Source organism: Acinetobacter sp. UBA991 (assembly GCF_002292065.1).
Lineage (GTDB): Bacteria > Pseudomonadota > Gammaproteobacteria > Pseudomonadales > Moraxellaceae > Acinetobacter > Acinetobacter higginsii.
In genome coordinates, this window is sequence record NZ_DBBF01000013.1 from 37443 (window position 1) to 56761 (window position 19319).

General features: G+C 39.6%; 17 protein-coding genes. 10 read left to right on the plus strand and 7 right to left on the minus strand.

Annotated features, from left to right (window positions below; all coding sequences use genetic code 11):
* Positions 1–28 precede the first annotated feature (28 nt).
* Positions 29–1078, plus strand: coding sequence for a helix-turn-helix transcriptional regulator (locus tag B2727_RS05065; RefSeq protein WP_033133564.1), 1050 nt, complete (start codon positions 29–31; stop codon positions 1076–1078).
* Positions 1079–1133: 55 nt separating this feature from the next.
* On the opposite strand, the gene B2727_RS05070 is transcribed toward B2727_RS05065, so the two are convergent.
* Positions 1134–2015, minus strand: a complete 882-nt coding sequence (locus tag B2727_RS05070) for a dihydrodipicolinate synthase family protein (RefSeq protein ID WP_033133546.1) — start codon at positions 2013–2015, stop codon at positions 1134–1136.
* A 5-nt stretch (positions 2016–2020) separates the two neighbouring features.
* Positions 2021–2800: an aldolase gene (locus B2727_RS05075; protein WP_033133545.1), complete on the minus strand. Its 780-nt coding sequence runs from the start codon at positions 2798–2800 to the stop codon at positions 2021–2023.
* Between the two features lie 38 nt (positions 2801–2838).
* Here B2727_RS05075 and B2727_RS05080 point away from each other — a divergent pair, with 38 nt between their 5' ends.
* Positions 2839–4344 (plus strand): PLP-dependent aminotransferase family protein, encoded by a 1506-nt coding sequence (locus B2727_RS05080; RefSeq protein ID WP_033133544.1) that lies wholly within the window; start codon positions 2839–2841, stop codon positions 4342–4344.
* Between the two features lie 12 nt (positions 4345–4356).
* Here the strand turns inward: B2727_RS05080 and B2727_RS05085 are convergent, their stop codons facing one another.
* The 4 genes from B2727_RS05085 to B2727_RS05100 all read right to left on the minus strand — a co-directional run bounded on the left by B2727_RS05085 (position 4357) and on the right by B2727_RS05100 (position 7488).
* The gene (locus B2727_RS05085; RefSeq protein ID WP_033133543.1) at positions 4357–5046 is read right to left on the minus strand and encodes an SDR family NAD(P)-dependent oxidoreductase; all 690 of its coding nucleotides are present in this window, start codon (positions 5044–5046) and stop codon (positions 4357–4359) included.
* Between the two features lies 1 nt (position 5047).
* Positions 5048–5815: an SDR family NAD(P)-dependent oxidoreductase gene (locus tag B2727_RS05090; RefSeq protein WP_033133542.1), complete on the minus strand. Its 768-nt coding sequence runs from the start codon at positions 5813–5815 to the stop codon at positions 5048–5050.
* A complete protein-coding gene (locus B2727_RS05095; protein WP_033133541.1) occupies positions 5812–6492 on the minus strand; it encodes a glutathione S-transferase family protein in 681 nt (226 codons plus the stop codon). The genes B2727_RS05090 and B2727_RS05095 overlap by 4 nt, the downstream gene beginning before the upstream one ends.
* 129 nt (positions 6493–6621) lie before the next feature.
* Positions 6622–7488 (minus strand): metal-dependent hydrolase, encoded by an 867-nt coding sequence (locus B2727_RS05100; RefSeq protein WP_033133540.1) that lies wholly within the window; start codon positions 7486–7488, stop codon positions 6622–6624.
* Between the two features lie 163 nt (positions 7489–7651).
* Between B2727_RS05100 and B2727_RS05105 the strand changes: the two genes are divergently transcribed.
* The 8 genes from B2727_RS05105 to B2727_RS05140 all read left to right on the plus strand — a co-directional run bounded on the left by B2727_RS05105 (position 7652) and on the right by B2727_RS05140 (position 17942).
* The gene (locus B2727_RS05105; protein ID WP_033133539.1) at positions 7652–8107 is read left to right on the plus strand and encodes a winged helix-turn-helix transcriptional regulator; all 456 of its coding nucleotides are present in this window, start codon (positions 7652–7654) and stop codon (positions 8105–8107) included.
* A 244-nt stretch (positions 8108–8351) separates the two neighbouring features.
* Positions 8352–8765 carry a hypothetical protein gene (locus B2727_RS05110; RefSeq protein ID WP_033133538.1) on the plus strand — a complete coding sequence of 138 codons (414 nt, stop codon included), beginning with the start codon at positions 8352–8354 and terminating at the stop codon, positions 8763–8765.
* Positions 8766–8773: 8 nt separating this feature from the next.
* Positions 8774–9103, plus strand: a complete 330-nt coding sequence (locus B2727_RS05115; protein ID WP_033133537.1) for a hypothetical protein — start codon at positions 8774–8776, stop codon at positions 9101–9103.
* 872 nt (positions 9104–9975) lie between these two features.
* The gene (locus B2727_RS05120) at positions 9976–11265 is read left to right on the plus strand and encodes a TolC family protein (protein WP_162180583.1); all 1290 of its coding nucleotides are present in this window, start codon (positions 9976–9978) and stop codon (positions 11263–11265) included.
* Between the two features lie 9 nt (positions 11266–11274).
* Positions 11275–12969, plus strand: coding sequence for an efflux RND transporter periplasmic adaptor subunit (locus tag B2727_RS05125; protein ID WP_033133535.1), 1695 nt, complete (start codon positions 11275–11277; stop codon positions 12967–12969).
* A gap of 4 nt (positions 12970–12973) precedes the next feature.
* Positions 12974–15142: a site-2 protease family protein gene (locus tag B2727_RS05130; RefSeq protein WP_157671719.1), complete on the plus strand. Its 2169-nt coding sequence runs from the start codon at positions 12974–12976 to the stop codon at positions 15140–15142.
* A complete protein-coding gene (locus B2727_RS05135) occupies positions 15135–17135 on the plus strand; it encodes a DEAD/DEAH box helicase (RefSeq protein ID WP_050511459.1) in 2001 nt (666 codons plus the stop codon). The genes B2727_RS05130 and B2727_RS05135 overlap by 8 nt, the downstream gene beginning before the upstream one ends.
* On the plus strand, positions 17136–17942 hold the full coding sequence (locus B2727_RS05140; protein ID WP_033133533.1) for an efflux RND transporter periplasmic adaptor subunit: 807 nt from the start codon (positions 17136–17138) through the stop codon (positions 17940–17942). It begins immediately after the preceding gene.
* A 40-nt stretch (positions 17943–17982) separates the two neighbouring features.
* Here B2727_RS05140 and B2727_RS05145 read toward each other — a convergent pair whose 3' ends face one another.
* Positions 17983–19239, minus strand: coding sequence for a hypothetical protein (locus tag B2727_RS05145; protein ID WP_033133532.1), 1257 nt, complete (start codon positions 19237–19239; stop codon positions 17983–17985).
* Positions 19240–19319: the final 80 nt, after the last annotated feature.

Below are 19319 nucleotides of genomic sequence, written 5' to 3' on the forward strand. Positions count from 1 at the left end.
AATCATTTTCGGCCAATTAAAACTAAAAATGAAAGATCCCTATGGCTTGTCCAAAGCGACTATCCCGATTTCATATGCACATTTATTATTAGAAATCATGGTTGAAAAAGGCTTTTCTGCTTCCGAAATTCTATACCAAAGCAAAATACCGTCAGCACTTCTGCATCAAGTCGATGCCCGTATTACTCCAATCCAATGGTCAAAATTGGCATGGGTCAGTTTAGGCTTAGCGCAAGACTGTGGTCTGGGATATGAATATGGACTCAAACTTCGTTTAACCGCGCATGGTGCCATGGGCTTTGCACTAATGAGTAGCCCCTCGCTCAAACATGCTATTGCCTTGGCCAGTCAGTTTTTTAATATGCGGCTCAAAGATTATCGTATTGATTGTTATGAACAAGCCCAGCAGTCGATTATTGAAATTCAGCAGACCCATCCTGTGGTCAGCCAGCACCCTGAACAGGCAGACATCCTAAGACGTTTTTTTTATGAATGTTTGATGATTGGTATTATCCAAACAGGCCGAAGCTTAATCGATCACCGTTTTGCCGATGTTGAACTGTGGGTAGATTGGCCTGAACCACCCTATCACGCCAGATTTCAAGCACAACTTCCTCTGATCCACTTTAATCAGGCGCAAAATCAAGTGCGCTATCCAAGCTTAGTGCTCAATCATGCCACCAAAATGGCAGATCCAATGGCTTTCCAGCAGGCTTTAGCCCAATGTGAAGCTGAACAAATCCGTTTTTCCGAAACCATTCAAGATATTGGACTCAGGGTCAAAACCGAGTTGCAGCTCACGCCACAAAAAGGCTACCCGAGTTTAGATAGCGTTGCTGAGCGCTTGCATACATCCAGCAGAACCTTAAGACGAAAGTTAGATGAAGCAGGTTATTCCTATCTGGGTTTATTAGATGAGGTCAGATATCAAGAGGCAAAACAGCTGTTACTCAATCCACACATGGAAGTACAGGATATCGCACTGTACTTAGGCTATCTACAACCTGCCAACTTTGCCCGTGCCTTTAAGAAATGGAGTGGGCTTACACCCAGTCAATTTCGTCAAACTCAAACTTAAGCTGCTCAGAATATATTTAAGTCAGGTCGCTCGATGTCGACCTGACTTAACTTATTTATTTTACAGCCGCTTGTATCAAGCCTTTTAACTGCTCAATTTCAGCTCCTGTCGCACCTTGCAAAGGCGATCTTGGCATACCAACCGAAAAGCCCAGTAAGTTAAGCCCTGATTTCACTGTTTTCGGTAAGCCACCTTTGACAATAAAGCTCAGCACAGGTAATTGCTGATAAAATATCGCCTGCGCTTTTGGCAGATCACCTTGTTGAATCGCTTGATACAATTGCTTTGGCAGGTCACCCAACAAATTCGGCGCAACAGTACACCAACCAGCTGCTCCAGCACAGAAGGCTTCTAGCGCCAATGGATTAGAACCGTTATAAAAAGGCAATTTTCCGCGGCTCAATGCATGAAACTTATGCATGCGCTGAATATCACCAGTGCTGTCTTTGACCATACAAACATTGTCGATCTCATTAAACATTTTCACGATCAATTCAGGTGACATATCAATCCCGCTGGTGGCAGGATTGTTATAGACCATAATCGGCAATTTTACCGATGCGGCAATCTGCTGATAATAATCATAAATTTCTTGATTGGTGAGTTTCCAGTAAGAGACAGGAATCACCATAATCACATCTGCACCCAATTCTTCTGCTTTTTTGGCTTTTTGAATCGCCATTGCAGTGGTCAGTTCAGAAATCCCAACAATCACCGGAACACGCTGATTCACCACTTCAATTGTGGTTTGCGCCACCTGTTGCCATTCTTGCCAAGTTAAATAGGCACTTTCCCCTGCACTGCCTAAAGGTGCAATCGCATCACATTGTGATTCAAGCAATGCATTTAGACTGATGCTCAAGGCCTCAAGGTCAAGCTGTTGGCCGTCTGCTTTAAATGGCGTGACGGGATAAGCAATAATGCCTTCAATTTTCATGAGATTTACTCCTCGATACAATCTTGATGGTTTTTCAACGCCTTACGTGCGTAATAGGCAAAATTGACTTTGTTACGCTTATCGGTAGACAGCCAGTCATGCGCTTCTTTTGCCAGTTCATGCGGAATCGGTTGGATTTGTCCTGCAGACATGGCTAACAGTTGCAAACGTGCGGCACGTTCAATCAACAGCGCTAAATTACAGGCTTCTTCAATGCTCTTTCCTGCCACCAATTGACCATGATGAGACAGCAACACCGCCCGATTTTTTCCCAAAGCTTCAGAAATAAAAATGCCTTCTTCATTACCGACTGGTACTCCCGGCCATTCATCGACAAAAGAACAATCCTCATACAAGGCACAGGTATCCATTTGCGAGATGGCAAGTGGCACACGTAGCATCGACAAGGCTGCAATATGAGTGGGATGAGTATGGATAATGCAATTCACTTCAGGATGTTGCTGATAAATCCAGGTATGAAAACGGTTGGCTGGATTGGCCATGCCTTGCTGATCTAAAGGTTTAAGGTCCTGATCCACGACCAATAAATTGGCTGCGGTAATTTCGTCAAAACCCAAACCAAAACGTTGCGTAATAAAGCTATTTTCTTGTTCGGCACGACAGGTAATTTGTCCTGCCAAGCCTGCATCATGACCATGATCAAATAAAATACGACAGGTCAAAGCTAGCTTCTGTCGATCCGTGTAATTGACCTCTTGGATCAAATTCATATTCTGCTGCGCAGTTTGCATCAATTGCTGTTTGCTGAGTAATGCGGTTTGCATGAGACCACCTCGCTACGGTTGATTTGTGGATGGGACAGATGCAGAATACGAAGTCAGTGGATGAGTTAAAATATCCAGTTTTTAAAACTTATATGGTCCAGATCAGCATGCAGCAGCCATGGAAGATTCGTCTTCATCTTGAAGACCGAGAAGAAAAAACCATCTTTCTCAAATTGGCCAATCAGATTATTGAAGAGATTCTGTCTGGACGGCTCAGCTCAGGTTCACGTCTGTCTGGCTCGCGCTCGCTTGCCGATGAATTAAGAATTAATCGTAAAACCGTACAGTCGGTTTATGAGGATTTAGAGGCACAAGGTTGGTTGATCTCTAAGCCACGCCAAGGCACTTTTGTGGCGGAGAATTTGCCTGAGTTAAAACATAAAAAGATCAATGCAGCAGCAGAACCTAATCCTTCATCCAATACAATCAGTCTAGTAGCAATTAAGAATGATGGCATTCCAGATACGCGCCTCATCCCTTATGAATTATTTTCCCGTGCTTATCGACATGCCCTGATTCAAGTGACCCGTTCTCAGATCATGGGCTATGGCGATCCTCAAGGCAGTATTGAATTACGTCAGGCATTGCTGCAAATGCTGTCGATGGAACGTTTTATTAAAACCAGCGTTGACAATATCTGTGTGGTTCGTGGTAGCCAAATGGGGATTTTTTTAGCGGCTCGTGTGCTGGCTAAACAAAGCTCATCACGCAAAGTGATTGTGGTGGAACAATGGTCTTATCCACCTGCTGTCGAAACCTTTTTATCGCATCATTATCACATCGTTCGGGTTCGACTAGATCAACACGGTCTTGATATTGAACATCTGGAAGAAATATTAGAAAAGTATGCTCTGGCTGCAATCTATACCACCCCACATCATCAATATCCCAGCACCGTAACCATGGCCATGGATCGACGCCTGAAACTATTGGAACTGTCGAAGGCTTTTGATTTTTATATTATTGAAGATGACTATGACCATGAGTTTCATTATGACAGCCGCCCAATTCCACCGCTGATCAGCTTACCGCATGCAGAAAAGGTGATTCATATTGGTTCACTGTCCAAGGTCTTTGCCCCAAGCCTAAGAATTGGTTATGTGGTCGCCAATCGAGACATCATCCACGCCATGAATCAGGATATTTTATTGATCGATAAACAAGGCAATATCATCACTGAACTGGCGATGGCGGAACTGATGCAACAGGGGGAAATCAAACGGCATATCCGCAAGATGCGCAAGGTTTATCAACAACGGCGCGACTTTGCGCTGGGTCGCTTGCAAGCGGTATTTAAAGATCAGGTCGAAATCAACTCACCATTGGGGGGTATGGCCTTATGGGTCAAATTTAAATTTCCCTATCGTGCTGAATATGCCGAGCTACTGAATCAATTGCATATTGATGCCGAAGCGCATTTTTCGGAGCAAGGTCAGCAATCTAATGAGCATTTTCATATCCGCTTTGGTTATGCTGCCATTAATGAAACGGAAATTTCAAACATCATCCGTTTGCTCTATGGCACATTTCAGCCCGACGATTGAATGCGCATGATTTTATAATCCTAAGCGCAGTTCCTGACTCCATGTCGACCTAGGTTGTTGGTACAAATGCCAACAGGTCTGTTGCAATGATTGCATTAATTCATTGTTTTCATTTTGCAAATGTGGCACCACACAATAGACCACATGAATGCCCTTGGGGTGGAACTCTCTGGCTAAGGACTGTGCTAAAGCGCGAATACTGGCAGACATGCTTTGACTAAATAAATCCTGCTCCGATTCGACGGGCTGCTGAGTCCCTAAAAAGATCAAGGTGCCTTGCTGTTTCGGCAGCATCTGCCGAATTACAGCTTGGGCAATACTCACCGCCGTTAAACCTGTGTTTTGCCAATAGTTCTCAAGCTGTTCAGCGGACAATGCATGACTATTTTCAGGTAGCACAAAGTCAGGCTGAAAAATGCATAAATCGACAAAATGCCCTGCTTTCTGAATCTGCTGCATAACACTTTTTAGCGAAGCAGCATCAAGTAGATTGAGTCGAACAGCGATCAGCCCCTCCGCTTGAACTTCAATTTTTGGCTGTGTTTGTATCGCATCATGCTGCAGTTGATAAACAGGCAGAGCATCGCACTGAACTTGCTCAGCAAAAAGTTGGCTGAGTTGCTGGACATCATTGCCCACAATCACAATACAGCCCTTGGTTTTTCGTTTGGATTTAAACCATTGTGGTAACAACTTACTCATCTTAGAATTTCTCCTGATAAGGACGTAGATCCAATTCATGCGTCCATAAGTCAGCATTTTGCTGATAGAGCATCCAGTAATTTTCGGCAATTGCCTCAATATTTAAACCACCTGTGCCACGAGTTAACCGCGCCAGCCGCCCCAAGCCCCATAAGGCTTTATTGACACGATCACCATCGACCATGCCATCTACCACCACATGCGCCACATGGATATTTTGAGAACGATATAGCGCTGCCAAATTTAAGGCATAGCTTCTCAGCGCAGACTTACCCATGGTAAATGCAGCAAAAAAAGGTTTCCCGCGCAATGAGGCACTGGCACCAGTAAAAATCAAGCTGCCCTGCTGTTGTTTTTGAAAAATGGGCAAACTACGCTGCGCCACCAATACCGCAGATAAAAAGGTCGAACGCCACATTTGGCTAAAAAACTTTAAACTGCTCTGTAAAAAGATCGAAGGAATATTCCCCCCCACATTATGGATCACTGCTGCCAATGCTTCTGGCTGATCGCTTAAATGCTCAAACAAGGTCTGGACCTGTTGCTGATTTTCAGCATCCAGTGCATAAGCCACTGCTTGCCCACCTTGACCATTAATTGTCGCAGCCACTTTTTCAACTTTATTGAGCGTTCGCCCCACCACATAAACTTTGAATTGCTCATGGGCAAAACGGCAACACACCGCTGCACCAATGCCTTGTTCTGCTCCAACGCCAATCACGACGACAATCCCTGTTGGCTGAGTTGGAGCTTGATCGACCTGATTCATAATTGTTGTATCCAATGCTGAATATGCGGATAGCTGTTAATTTTTGGCCCCCAGATTTTACTGGTGCGTATCACTTCTAACAGTTGAGAACCGACTGCAATATCGGCAATGGTTTTGACTTCGCCAACCAGCCAACCCGTTTGACCTAATACCAATTCAATGCGTTCTAAGTGCCGTGTAAATTCTGCTTCGATATCAGCCTTTGCCATTCGCCCCGTACCTTGCATCTTCACTTGCATATTCAAAGCAGCCTTGAGCAAAGGTTTCATCAGTACAACCTCATGCTTGGGACGACCCTCTGCACTGATGGCCACCGCTTGATTCAAGGCATCAGCATCACTGACCCGAAAATACACTTCATAGAAATATAACAACTCATCGGACCAGTCTTCCCACAATTCGACATAGGCTTTTTGTAGTGGATCTACAGGATATAAAAGTGGCAAATCTGGATAAGCTTCATCCAAATAACGCGCAATGCGGGTACTGTCCTGAATGCGTTGTCCGTTAATGTCCAGCACAGGGACTTTACCGACTTTACTCAACATTGGGACTTTGGCCCCCAATACACCGTTATAATTTACAGTTTCAAATGGAATGCCTTTAAACGCTAACATGCGTGCGACTTTTTTGCAGAACGGTGAAATTTCCCATTGATGTAAGACCACTGTACTCATTGTTATCTATCCATTTTTTATTGAATTCATCTCGGTGATAAGTGAGCAGCTTGGCGCTCACTGCACTTATCTTACAGATATTTGTCCCTTTGGCGATGCATTCATGTAGATGATTTTCTCTACAATTTATTAATGCACGAAAGTCGACTGCTCAGGAGACAGGCCAATTTTGATTTTGGTTTTTGCCACGATGTCAGACTCATCGGTATCGTTGGGATGGAAGTCACGACGATAATAAGAAAAAAATTGTGGCACCAATTTTCGATAGGCCTGCACAGTAAAGCCTGCAAATTTAGCCCACGATTTTAGATTGAGTAATTGCTTATCTCTGGACATCAATACCACTTGGTAGACATTCGAGAAGGTTGTGATAAGAACCAAGCTCAGGCTAAAAATCGCAACCCGTGGGATATAGGCATCAAGCCCTTTGCCATAGAGATATTCATACATATCATAGGCAACCGCTTTGTGTTCGGTTTCTTCCACACTGTGCCACAGCCAGAGATTTCGAATGGTAGTATCGGTCATTAATTCATTGACGTTTTTCATCATCTCCACCACCAGTACTGCGGTGTAATGTTCCAGCCCAACCGTCACCAAGAGATTCCACTTTTTCGGGAAAGTTCGTTCAATCGCTTTGAGGATGATGCCTGTCGCTTTTTCCAATGATTCAGGATCTAGCCCATATTGTTGTGCACTAACATGAAAGGCATGGTGTTCTTTGGAATGCATGGCTTCCTGACCAATGAATGCACCAATATCACGATCCAGTTGTGGGTTACTTTTGACTTGGTCACGCAAAGCCCTGACTGAACGGACAAAGTAAGACTCTCCTTCAGGAAATAGAGTGGAAAGTCCCGTGAAATAATGAGTAAAGGTTGGCTCATCATTACACCAATATTTAGGCATATCCTGAAATTCATAATCCATACGGCGGACTGGAAATGATGCAGGTATCTTTTGCTTTGATTTTTCTTTTAACGCTGACGCAGACATAACTCACCTCAAGAATAGATCTCAAAATATTAAGTTCCAAAAAAGAACTTAATTGAAAAATATAGCTGCTATGATAAGTTGTCAATAAAGCGGATATCTTAATCGTTCAAGTTGTCCTAAAATGACAGCCTGCTTCCTGTAAAGACATATAGATGGTATTGCGATGAAATGGCATGAACTCGGTGAAATGAATTGTCCAATTGCACGGACTTTGTCAATTTTTGGCGACCGTTGGACCCTGCTGATTATTCGTAATGCTTTTATGAAAACCCGTCGTTTTGATGATTTTCAAAAGCAGTTGGGCATCACCCGTCATTTGCTGACCGAACGTATTAACCGCTTGGTGGAGCACAAGATTTTTGAGAAAGTGCTGTATCACGAAGCACCGAAGCGTTATGAGTATAAGCTGACTGAAAAGGGTTTAGCGCTATATCCGATTATTGTCACCATGAGTACATGGGGCAATATTTGGCAGAATGAAAATAAGCAATTTCCTGAGCTGCGTTATCTGCACAAAAGCTGTGGGCATGTGACCAGCCCAAGCCTAACTTGTGATTGTTGCAAGCAGCCTCTTGATGCCAGGCAGATGTCGCCTGTTTATGTGGCGGATGAGGAATGAGAGTAAGGCATGACAAGTGAACAGCACTTACCCAAATCGTTACTGAACCTGTTGTAACCATCTACAAAAAAACTCTTAGCTTAAATATTCTCGATCTATTTATTTTATCAAGTGGTTAAGTTTACATGCAAAAACATATTATTTTTAATAAAAAACAATGTTTTCTATTTAATTAAAATTTCGTGACAAATTTAAACATCCCGACTAAGGTATGGGGTTTTAAACATTAGAAAATGGGTAAAACATGAAAAAATTATTAATAATTGGATTAATGCTTGCTTTGGCTGGTTGTAGCAAAACACTTCCACCAGGAAAAACTACGGCTGATGCAGAAGTACAGATGCCAACAGAAAACCCAACGCCATTCCCAATTGAAGGGGCTGATAAACTTGCAGAAGATTGTAATGAAGTGGCAAGTTTAGCTAAAGCAATAATGCAGTTACGCCAGGATAACAAGAATTCTAAGGCAGCATATAAAACGGCTAATGATCAAGGATATGCTAATGGTAAACTAAGCCAACTTGAACATGAATATGTTAATCAGATGCTGGAGTTCGCTTGGGAAAGTTCAGTAGGTGAAACGGAAAAGATTAAGGAAGAACGTGCCAAAGCATTTGGTCAATTGAACTTAATGATGTGCGAAGCGGCTAGAAAATAGAACAACCTATGAATTTAATTAAAATTTTATTATCTGTCTTGTTTTACTTTACAGTGACAACGGTTCAGGCAGCTAATCAAGCATGTTTAGAACATGCAAACGTGGCTGGAGAAGTTATGGGATGGCGGACTACAGGTAAAACATTGAAGGAAAGTAGGGAAAATCTAGACATTGTATATGGAATGGGGAGACTTTCTACACAAAATTACCGCTATTATAACTCATTGTTAACAATGGCTTACCAGGAGAAAATGGGTAAAAGCAAAGCCGAAAAGAAAGAGCTTATTAAAAAATTTATGAAAAAACATTATGATATTTGTATGACCATTAACTCTTAGATTGGATAGGTAAACAAAGAAAATTGTTTAATAACATCAATTCCGTAATTCTGACTTAAGCTCTATACAAAGCCAGATTTTTTGTCTTTAGATGGTAATACTGTTTCACAGAATAGTATTACCATCTAAATTTTAGAGAGTGCAATCCACTCAGGAAGCGATATACAGAAAATAACGCTATAAGTTGGCATATAAAGTTATGCAATAGGTATAAAAATCCCAGCCTATTACTAGTTAAGTCTGTATACCGGTATATAAATTTAGATATTTTCTAGAGATGGCCTTAGTTAAACTATAGCAATAACATCAGATTTTATTTGTATCAGAATTCAAAATTACCCCTCTTTGACCCACAAAGTTAAAGACTTTTAGTATAGGCCTTAGCTTAATTCACAATACCATACCTAACCAAGATTCAACCAAATTGTTAAAGGAAGGTAATTAGTTGCACTCATAAGTTTTAGATGCTGGTTTACTTATCTAAAGATTATACAGATGAATAAACCCTTACAGAAATTTGATGTTGAAAAACACCCACTAATAGAATCCAAATTGATAAAATAAAAATATGGAGTTTGCCACTAAATAAAAAATTTAATATCCCCCTCCAATTACAACACTTTAGTCTTTAAAACAATCAAAAATTAAATATTTTATTAAAAATAATAAACAATCAAAGTATCAAATTAATTTAATGGTGAAGAATTCTCATAAAATTTATCTACGATCATAGCTTCAGTAAATCTTTTATAAAGCCCTCTATTCAATTCTTAATTTTTATGCAAAAATTACAAAAACATACAATTCATTACATCATGAATAAAAACCGACATTTTTTTACACAAAGTCTCCTCTGTGCAATGGCAACAATCTTGTTTACACAGCAAGCCTGTGCAGATAATTTATTTACACTCTTCCAGAAAGCAAAACTCTATTCTCCTCATTTACCTCTCGCTGAAGCACAAAAGGAAATAGCCAAGCAAAAATTAAATCAGGCGCGAGCAAGTAAAGAGGCTAAGATTAATTTCAGTGCTCAAGAAAAAATGGGCCAAAATAAACGCCCAGGGCAAAGTGAAATAGATTACCGTGTACGTAATTATGCAATACAGTTTTCAATACCTGTTTACAATAAAATACAAGATGAAACGATTTCAACAGCCAAAATTGGGGAAGAAATTTCTTTAGAACAATTCCAAGTGAGCTATAACGAATTATTGCAGAATATTGTAGACCAGTATTTTAAAATACTCAGCCTAAAGTCCAAACTTGAACTGATACAGCAACAAAAAGTTTTGGTTCTAGAACAAAAGCAAATGGCAATTGCAAACTTTAATCAAGGTATGGTGTCCATTACCGATCTAAAGGAAGCAGAAGCCAAGTTTTCAACCTTACAAAGTCAAGAGCAAAGTACCAATTTCGAGATCTATAAAGAATTAAGTATTCTGGCTGAATTTATAGGTACAGATGACGTTGCGTTTACTAAAAATAAGATTCCCGTTGAAACACTGCCACCGTTATCCTATGGGGATCAATCCTTATATAACCAATTTTTGCTGACAAATAATCATCAAATTCGAATCTCTGAGCTAAACTTAAAAGTATCTCAAAATGAAATAAAACAATCCAAAGCTGAAAAATATCCTGTACTTAATTTTTCCGCGAAAATGAGTCGAAATTTTGACTCTCAAGATTCCGCATTTACCAATAAACAGAATGGCTTAGATTATTTATATGGTCTTGAATTAAACATTCCGATGTATAATTCCGAAAACTACTTCAAAATTAAAGAGCAAAAAGCGTCATTAGAAAAAAATAAAAATGAGTTATTGTTAACGACTCAAAAGCAGAAAGCCCAAATGCTGGATAACTTTTACAGCTCGCTAGCTGCTATATCAAAAACCAAAGGCATGCAAGATGCTGAATCTTCATCTCAAAAAGCATGGATAGCCAACAAACGGGCATATGAGGTTGGCATGCGTGTTAATGCTGAGGTTTTAGAAGCACAAGCCAAATATTTTGAAGCAAGACAAGAACGCGTATCTGCATGGTATGAAGCATGGCAAAACTATCTCAAGTTAAAAATAACGACAGGCACATTGATAGAACAAGAAATTTTTGATCTTGATCAAATTTTCCATCCCTCCCTTACTCTACAGAATTAAGTTACAACCATGCTCAATAATAAAATGAATGACTTACCTAATTCTATTCAGATTTGGATACTTAACTTAAAGCGTTTAAACGTCAATGTATTAGATATATGCTTTGAAAATTTAATCGATCTAGGTACGCATGCTTTTCAGGATCAGAAGCTACAGGAGTTATGGGCATCACTCAAACTTCAATTAACAGCAGAACAGCCAGTTGTTATTCAAAAAAATGAGTCGACTTACATCATTGGCTATTTATTAACATATTCCAATACATCATCTATTATTGGCCTATCAATAGCTCCTCCTATTAATGAAGTCACTCTGGAACTAATACGTACCAGTATGGGCTGGTTATTCTACGAACAGCAAAGCCAAAAACTACAGCACGCTTTTCAAGCAGAACAGTTACTTGAGATTTTTGCTCACGTCGTGAATCAAGACCAATTTAGGGTTGCCGCACAAGAATGGATTAATCAAACAACAAGTTATATTCGGCATCGGTTTCCCCAGCATACGAACATTCAACTAAATTATTTAATGGTCGAAGGCCCACATAAAGTCAAATGGATCGTCTCGTCTGAGCTGTCTTGGACAGAAAAAGGCGCTGCCGATATGCAAAAATTAAATGAAATTGCGTTGCAAACCTTATTTTTACAACATGAATTACATGAGCATAGTTGGTTTGGTTACCCTATTTTTAACCAAGGAAAGATCCAAGCAATACTTGTGGCAAATGACCGCGCGTTTGAACACCAAAATACTCAAGCAGAGTTAAGTATCTATTTAAAAAGTAACAGTGATTTAATTCAGCCACTACTTCAACATTGGTATCAATCAGAACAGAGTTTAATTGGCCATAGCCTTCAATCTAGTCGTAATTTATTCAAAAAATACAGTTCAGATGGCCACTATACTTGGAAAATTCTCACCAGTCTTATCATCTTATTTTTACTCTGTATCACCTTAATTCCTGTCGACAAACTCGTCACTGCCAACCTAAATGTTGAAGGTAAAACTCGCTGGATTATTCCTGCACCAACGCAAGGTTTTATAGAAAAGGTATTTGTTCGTCCTGGAGATAAAGTCCAAAAAGACCAAGCCTTAATTCAACTCGATAATACCGATTTAAAAATTCAACTGGCTGAACAACAAAGCCTATTGGATCAAGCACAGCATCAATTTCGCATCGCAATGGCAGATCAAAATTTAACAGATAGTGGTTTAGCCGCAAATCAAATTAAACAGCAAGAAACCAAAATCCAAACACTACAAAGAAAGATCAATCAAACCCGAGTATCCGCCCCAATAACAGGAACAGTTATTGATGGAGACTGGATTCAACAAATTGGAACCCCTATTGAAGATGGTAAGGAACTCTTCCAGATTGCATCACAAGATGCCTATAAAGTGATCTTACATGTGGCAGATAAAGACATTCACTTGATTGAAAAAGATCAAAAGGGAAATTTAAAACTGACAGGTTTGCCAGATCAAACTTTCCCTATTCGTATTACCCGTATTACACCAGTCGCTTCTGTTCAAAGTAATGTGAATGGCTTTAAAGTTGAGGCTGCTTGGTTAGATTCTCCCCCTGCCCTGACCCCAGGTATGCAAGGTGTTGGAAAAATTACGGTTGGTAAAACCAACCTACTGCTTCGCTGGTCACGAGATTTCATCAACTGGATGAAATTAAAAATCTGGGCGAACTGGTAAAGCGATGCAAAGCTTATTCTCTGAACATTGGCATCTGGTGCGGCATCTTAGACCCCAATTACGCCAGAATATTGAGGTTCTACCACGCACGCTAAGAGGTCGTGCGTGGTTTCTGTTGTTTGAACCCATGTCGCAGCGGTTTGTGCGAGTTAACCCTGAAACATGGTATGTCATTACCTTATTAGACGGCCAATCCAATGTAGAACAAATTTGGGATAAAGCAGCAGAATATATCGAACAACAAAATATTCATTTAAATAAACAATATCGAGCAATTAGCCAAAATGAATTAGTCCAGCTTCTGACTCAGCTCTATAACAACGACCTGCTACAAACTGAAGTATCTTTTGATGCAGAGGAAATGTTTAAACGGTTTAAGAAGCATAAATTCAATAAATTAAAGCAATCGTTCTTAAATCCGATGAGTCTCAAAATACCATTGGTTTATCCAGATCGGTTTTTTAATCAATTACAAAAAGTCGCTCAATCAGTTTTTAGCATCTGGGGTCTACTCATTTGGTTGATGATCGTATGCCCGGCCTTATTATTGCTTGCCGAACATTGGCAAAGCCTAACCAATAATTTGTCAGATCGGGTATTGTCTACAAGTAACCTGTTAATTCTTTGGTTTACCTATCCAATTGTTAAATTAATTCATGAATTCGCTCATGGCTTAGCCATAAAAGCATGGAATGGTAATGTTCGAGAAATGGGCTTGATGTTCATTCTATTTATTCCCATCCCGTATGTTGATGCCACCTCGTCCTATCACTTTATTTCCAAGTGGCAAAGGATTGCTGTATCTATTGCAGGCATATTGACAGAATTATTATTGGGTGCAATTGCCATTTACCTATGGGTCTCCACCGAATCTGGACTCATTCATGCTTTTGCTTATAACGTCATCTTTATCGCAACTGTTTCCACCGTGTTGGTCAATGGTAATCCATTGATGCGTTATGACGGTTACTATATTTTGTCTGATTTACTTGAAATTCCAAATTTAGCAGGTCGAGCAACAAAATATTGGGTTTATTTATCTGACCGTTATCTTTTGGGCGCTAAAACAGCTCAACCTCCCTATGCTGCTGAAAATGAAAAATTTTGGCTAATTAGTTATGGTTTTATCTCTCCAATCTACCGCATCACCATCATGGTGAGCTTAATTTGGTTTGTGGCTCAGAAATATTTTTTCTTTGGTGTCATTCTGGCCTTTATTTCTGGATTTATGACCATTGTTTTACCTCTCTATAAAGGCATTAAACATATCTATCAAGGAGCGACATTGTCAAAATATCGTGATCAGGCAGTCCGACGTTTCTGGGGAATTCTTGCCACGCTTATCGTGATTTTTTTTATTCTCCCCTTTCCTTATTTTAGTACTCAGCAGGCCATCGTATGGATGCCTGAAGAGTCAATCATTCGAGCCAATGAATCAGGTCATATTGCAACAATCAATTTGAAAAACAATCAAATTCAGCAAAACCAAATGCTTTTTCAACTGTCTAATGCTGAACTCACCGAAAAATATGAACTACAAAAACTACAGGTTGAAGAATTAGATTATAAACTCAGACAAGCTTCACTTGATGATATATCGCAACAACGTAAATTAGAGTATCAAAAACAAGGTGCTGTGCAGCAACTTCAACAATATCAGACCAAATTTGAACAACTTCAAGTCTATAGCCCACTTGCTGGTCACTGGTTTGCTAAAGATAGCATTGAACTCAATCAAAGATTTTACAAGCGTGGGGATATCATTGGTTACGTCATCAATCAACCCGCTCAGATTGTTCGTGGTGCCGTTTTACAACAAGATTATGATTTGATTCAAACAAGGTTAAAAGGAATCGAAATCCGATTTAAAAACCATTTTGATGTGGTTTATACAGGCAAAATTATTCGAAGTACACCACAAACACAAAAGAAACTTCTCACTTCAGCATTAGGTAGTCAGGCGGGAGGAAACATCACCGTTGACCCCAATGATCAGGAAGGTACAACAGCTTTACAAAACTATTTCGATCTCGATATTCAATTATCACAACCGTTGGACTCTTCCGTATTTGGTGATGTCGCATACGTTCGTTATGATTTAGGTTATTCGCCACTGGCATGGCAGTGGATCAGAAAATTGCATCAATTATTTTTGGAGCAGTTCTATGTCTAATTTACGGGTGGTTCAGAGCTTATCCTTGCGCCCTTTTCATCTATCTAACGTTGCGCGTGTAGAACAAAAAGATCAGGAATTGCATAAATTAGAAATTTTCTTTGCCAACCTTTTAGGCTGGATTCCCGCAAAAAAAATTTCCAGAACACATATTCAAAAGTTTGCTCAAGCAATTTCACCGCTCCGAGACGCATTAAAACAGCTTGATCAAGAACAGCTCATACAAAAATTTCAACAAGCCATTCACGATTTATCAACACAGCCCTCACATGATACCGCAATCGCTGTAATTTTTGCTTGCGTAGGAGAAGGCATCTCCCGTGTCTTCAATATTTACCCACATCCTGTTCAATTTATGGGTGCCTATATTCTACTAACGGGCCGCCTTGCTGAAATGCCCACTGGAGAAGGTAAAACGCTGGTTGCTGGTATGGCAGCAACTATTATGGCGGCAACAGGAAATTTTGTTCATGTTCTCACGACCAATGCATATTTAGCACAACGTGACGAAGAGGAATTACGTTCTTTATTTCAGTTTTTTCAACTGAGTAGCGCTGCCATTTATGGTGAAATGGAAATTCCAGAAAGAAAGGAAAATTATCACAAGCAAATTTGCTATGTGAGTGCCAATGAAATTGTTTTTGATTATCTAAAAGACCATATTTCAGGCAAAGGTACTCAACCACGCCAAATTGAAAACTTACGTGCATTGGCAACGGGACAAACTTCTGATGACGGGATGATTGTTTCTGCACTGCACTTCTGTATCGTGGATGAAGCGGATAGCGTATTTATTGATGAAGCTCAAACCCCTATGGTTATCTCTCAAGAAGCTGAAGGGCTTATTGAAGCAGCCATAATTCACTGGGCAATTGAACAAGCACAGCAGCTTGTTGCAGACGTTGATTTTTCAATACTCGAAGCTGAGCATCATGTTGATATTGAAAAAATCCCTGTCAATAAAGAAATTCCACTTCCTCAGAATGTACGCCCAATATGGTATAACCATGCTTGGAAAATGCTGCTGATTAAACAAGCTTTGACGGCATTACACCTCTACCATAAAGACCAACATTACATTATTCAAGACAATAAAATTCAGATTGTAGACGAATCCACAGGACGAATCATGGCTGATCGTTCTTGGGAGCAAGGTCTACACCAACTGATTGAAGCAAAAGAAAAGGTAGAACTGACTAAAGGTCGAGATACGTTAGCGCGCATGACCTTTCAGCGTTTTTTTAGACGATATTTACTGTTATCTGGGCTCACAGGAACCGGTTTAGAAGTTTCAAAAGAACTCTGGATGATTTATCGCTTAAAAGTTTGCCAAATCCCGCCGAATATTCCATCTAAGCGTAAGCAATTTAAACATCATTATTTTAAAAATAATCAACAGAAATATATCGCGATTGCCCAGCATGCAAAAACAATGGCAGATGCAAATCGTTCTGTTTTGGTGGGTACGCGTAGTATCGAAGCCTCAGAAGCTATTTCCGAGGCCCTGACACAACTCAACATTGAGCATATTGTATTAAATGCGCGCCAAGATGCACAGGAAGCCGCCATCATTGCTGAAGCGGGTCACAGCGGAAAAATTACGGTAGCGACCAACATGGCTGGGCGTGGTACCGATATTAAACTGCGCCCAGAAACTAAACAAGCCGGTGGTCTACATGTCATTTTAACTGAATTTCATGAATCCGCTCGTATTGACCGTCAACTCTATGGTCGAGCTGGACGTCAGGGAGATCAAGGCTCATGCGTTGCCTATGTTTCAGGTGAAGATCAACTCATGCAACAAAATATCCAAGGGTTAATCTATCTACTCAATCTCATCCCTATCTATGTACTTAGACACTATTTTTTAAGTCTTGCAGTCAAACATATGCAGAAGAAATGTCAGAAACGAGCTTATCGCAATCGTATCTCAATGTTTAAACAAGATAAAAAATTAAACTCTCAAATTGGCTTTGCTGGAAAAATTTATTAAATGAAATACGCACTTGTTTTCTTCGCCACTCTCAGCTGTTCTACCTCAGTGCTTGCAGATTCATTAAATTTTGCATGTATGGTACAGCCTGCACAAATTGTTGAAATTCGCAGCCCGATTACAGGTATTTTGCAAAATATTCCAGTTAAATCCGGTATGCCAATTAAAAAAGGACAAGTTCTGGCACAAATCGAATCAAGTGTAGAAAAATCCGCTACGCAAACTGCATATTTTCGAACGCAATTACGCGGTTCAGCCAATACGGCACGTTCTAAAATCGAACATGCCGAAAGCAAAGTAAATCGTATGAAACAACTACTGGCGGAAAATTTTGTCTCAAAACAAGCCTATGACGATGCATATAGTGAGCTACAGCAAGCCCGTTCAGAATTGCAGACTGCACAGGAAAATATTAAACAGGCTGAATATGAATACAAACAAAGTCAGGCCGATTTAAATCGCAGAACCATTTATAGTCCTTTTAACGGCGTCGTGATACAACAATATATTTATGCTGGAAGTCTGGTAAATCCAACCGAAGGAAAAAATCCAATTTTAAAAATTGCACAAACAGACCAATTTAAAATTAATGCAATTATTCCATTAAAGTATTTTAATACAGTTAGAAAGGGACAAAAGCTAAAATTGATTCCCGAAGCTCCATTTGAAAAATATGCAGCAATCATTCAGCTTGACCATGTCGATCAGGTCATTGATGCAAGCTCTGGTACATTTAGTGCGGGTGCAACCATCAAAAGTAACAGTGTTAAATTCCCGAGTGGGATTCGTTGTAAGATGTATTTATAAAAATACATCTTACCCAAGAATGATTATTTTTCTAAAAACTTTAACCAACTATTTTCTGATATGGAGGTAATGCAGTACCCGCCTCTTCAACAAGAGTCATTAATACTTTATATTCTGCATAACTATTGTTTAAATAATCAAGCTCAGAGTCTTTTTTTTCATTACGAAGAATTTCACAATGATATTGATAACGTTTTTCGAGATAATCCTTATCTAACCCAAGTGCAATAATCATGAGTTCCTGTGACCAATGCATTTGCACGAGAATATGATCAATAACATCTCCATATGCCCAGGTTTGTAGACTTCTTAAATTGCCGTTTGCGAAATGCTGATGCAAAAAGTTTATAAATCGATCAAACTCCTGAAAAAATATTTTAAGCCCATAACTGCTTTCCCATCTAGAATTCAAGTTAAAATTTAATGCATAAAATTGTTCAGCACCTGATAGTCTTTGCATAGTATTTCTAATATCCGGGATATCTATTCTAATTTTAAGTTTCTTCGCAAATTTATGTTTCATTTCCTCTGTTAAGAAATGATTTGTAATATCCAAAGTCAGATCAATGTCTGGAGATTGAGTTAAACTCCACAATATAACTTTAAGTTGATAAAAAATACTGTTTTTATCACTAATAAATATGAAATGTCTCATTCCACTATTAATATTATTTTCAGCATCAGGGCGATTCCATTGAGGCTCAATAAAATCATAGTTTCGATAAAACCGATGTAACTCCAGATTTTTTAAAATAGGATGATGTAAACACCATAACTTAAACAATTCTTCTGCTTTCTTTATATTGCGAGGTGCTTCAATTTTGTCTAGCTCAAAAGACTGCTGCTCAGCACTCAGAGGTTTCAGAAAAGACGTTAAAACAGCTGTGACTGCATGATCAGGAACTTGTACAAGACCGATTCCCCACACTGAAAAGCGTGGTTCATAAAAACCAACCCCTGAATTCTGGACAGCCTCATAAAATACCCTGTACAAAGCATCGCCCTGTGCAACTATATCAAAATGTTCTAATTCTAATATCGCACATGGCTCAGCGGTGAGACCATGCTGTAAATTAATGCACCACTGCTGAACTTCCTTTGAAAAATATTCGCTGTAGTCAGAATTGGTGACTTTTTGAACCATATATTCCGCCCAATCTTGCAGCTTTTTACCCGCTGCAGGCGTATCTCGATGCTGTTGGTATAACTCATAAGCTACGCGCTCAGATTCATTCAGCGAAGGAATCTGAGCTGTAAAAATCTCAGGTTCCCATAAATAAATTGCACCTAATGACATTTCTTTGTCCTTAAATTAAATAATCTTATTAATTTAATTAAGACCTCATACTTTTAAAAGCATGAGGCCAATCTTTTCAA

Coding starts and splice junctions, on each gene's coding strand:
- B2727_RS05070 (WP_033133546.1), bottom strand. CDS start 2,015: ATGAAAATTGAAGGCATTATTGCTTATCCCGTCACGCCATTTAAAGCA.
- B2727_RS05075 (WP_033133545.1), bottom strand. CDS start 2,800: ATGCAAACCGCATTACTCAGCAAACAGCAATTGATGCAAACTGCGCAG.
- B2727_RS05085 (WP_033133543.1), bottom strand. CDS start 5,046: ATGAGTAAGTTGTTACCACAATGGTTTAAATCCAAACGAAAAACCAAG.
- B2727_RS05145 (WP_033133532.1), bottom strand. CDS start 19,239: ATGTCATTAGGTGCAATTTATTTATGGGAACCTGAGATTTTTACAGCT.
- B2727_RS05140 (WP_033133533.1), top strand. CDS start 17,136: ATGAAATACGCACTTGTTTTCTTCGCCACTCTCAGCTGTTCTACCTCA.
- B2727_RS05110 (WP_033133538.1), top strand. CDS start 8,352: ATGAAAAAATTATTAATAATTGGATTAATGCTTGCTTTGGCTGGTTGT.
- B2727_RS05080 (WP_033133544.1), top strand. CDS start 2,839: ATGCAGAATACGAAGTCAGTGGATGAGTTAAAATATCCAGTTTTTAAA.
- B2727_RS05115 (WP_033133537.1), top strand. CDS start 8,774: ATGAATTTAATTAAAATTTTATTATCTGTCTTGTTTTACTTTACAGTG.
- B2727_RS05100 (WP_033133540.1), bottom strand. CDS start 7,488: ATGTCTGCGTCAGCGTTAAAAGAAAAATCAAAGCAAAAGATACCTGCA.
- B2727_RS05095 (WP_033133541.1), bottom strand. CDS start 6,492: ATGAGTACAGTGGTCTTACATCAATGGGAAATTTCACCGTTCTGCAAA.
- B2727_RS05130 (WP_157671719.1), top strand. CDS start 12,974: ATGCAAAGCTTATTCTCTGAACATTGGCATCTGGTGCGGCATCTTAGA.
- B2727_RS05125 (WP_033133535.1), top strand. CDS start 11,275: ATGCTCAATAATAAAATGAATGACTTACCTAATTCTATTCAGATTTGG.
- B2727_RS05105 (WP_033133539.1), top strand. CDS start 7,652: ATGAAATGGCATGAACTCGGTGAAATGAATTGTCCAATTGCACGGACT.
- B2727_RS05065 (WP_033133564.1), top strand. CDS start 29: ATGAAAGATCCCTATGGCTTGTCCAAAGCGACTATCCCGATTTCATAT.
- B2727_RS05090 (WP_033133542.1), bottom strand. CDS start 5,815: ATGAATCAGGTCGATCAAGCTCCAACTCAGCCAACAGGGATTGTCGTC.
- B2727_RS05135 (WP_050511459.1), top strand. CDS start 15,135: ATGTCTAATTTACGGGTGGTTCAGAGCTTATCCTTGCGCCCTTTTCAT.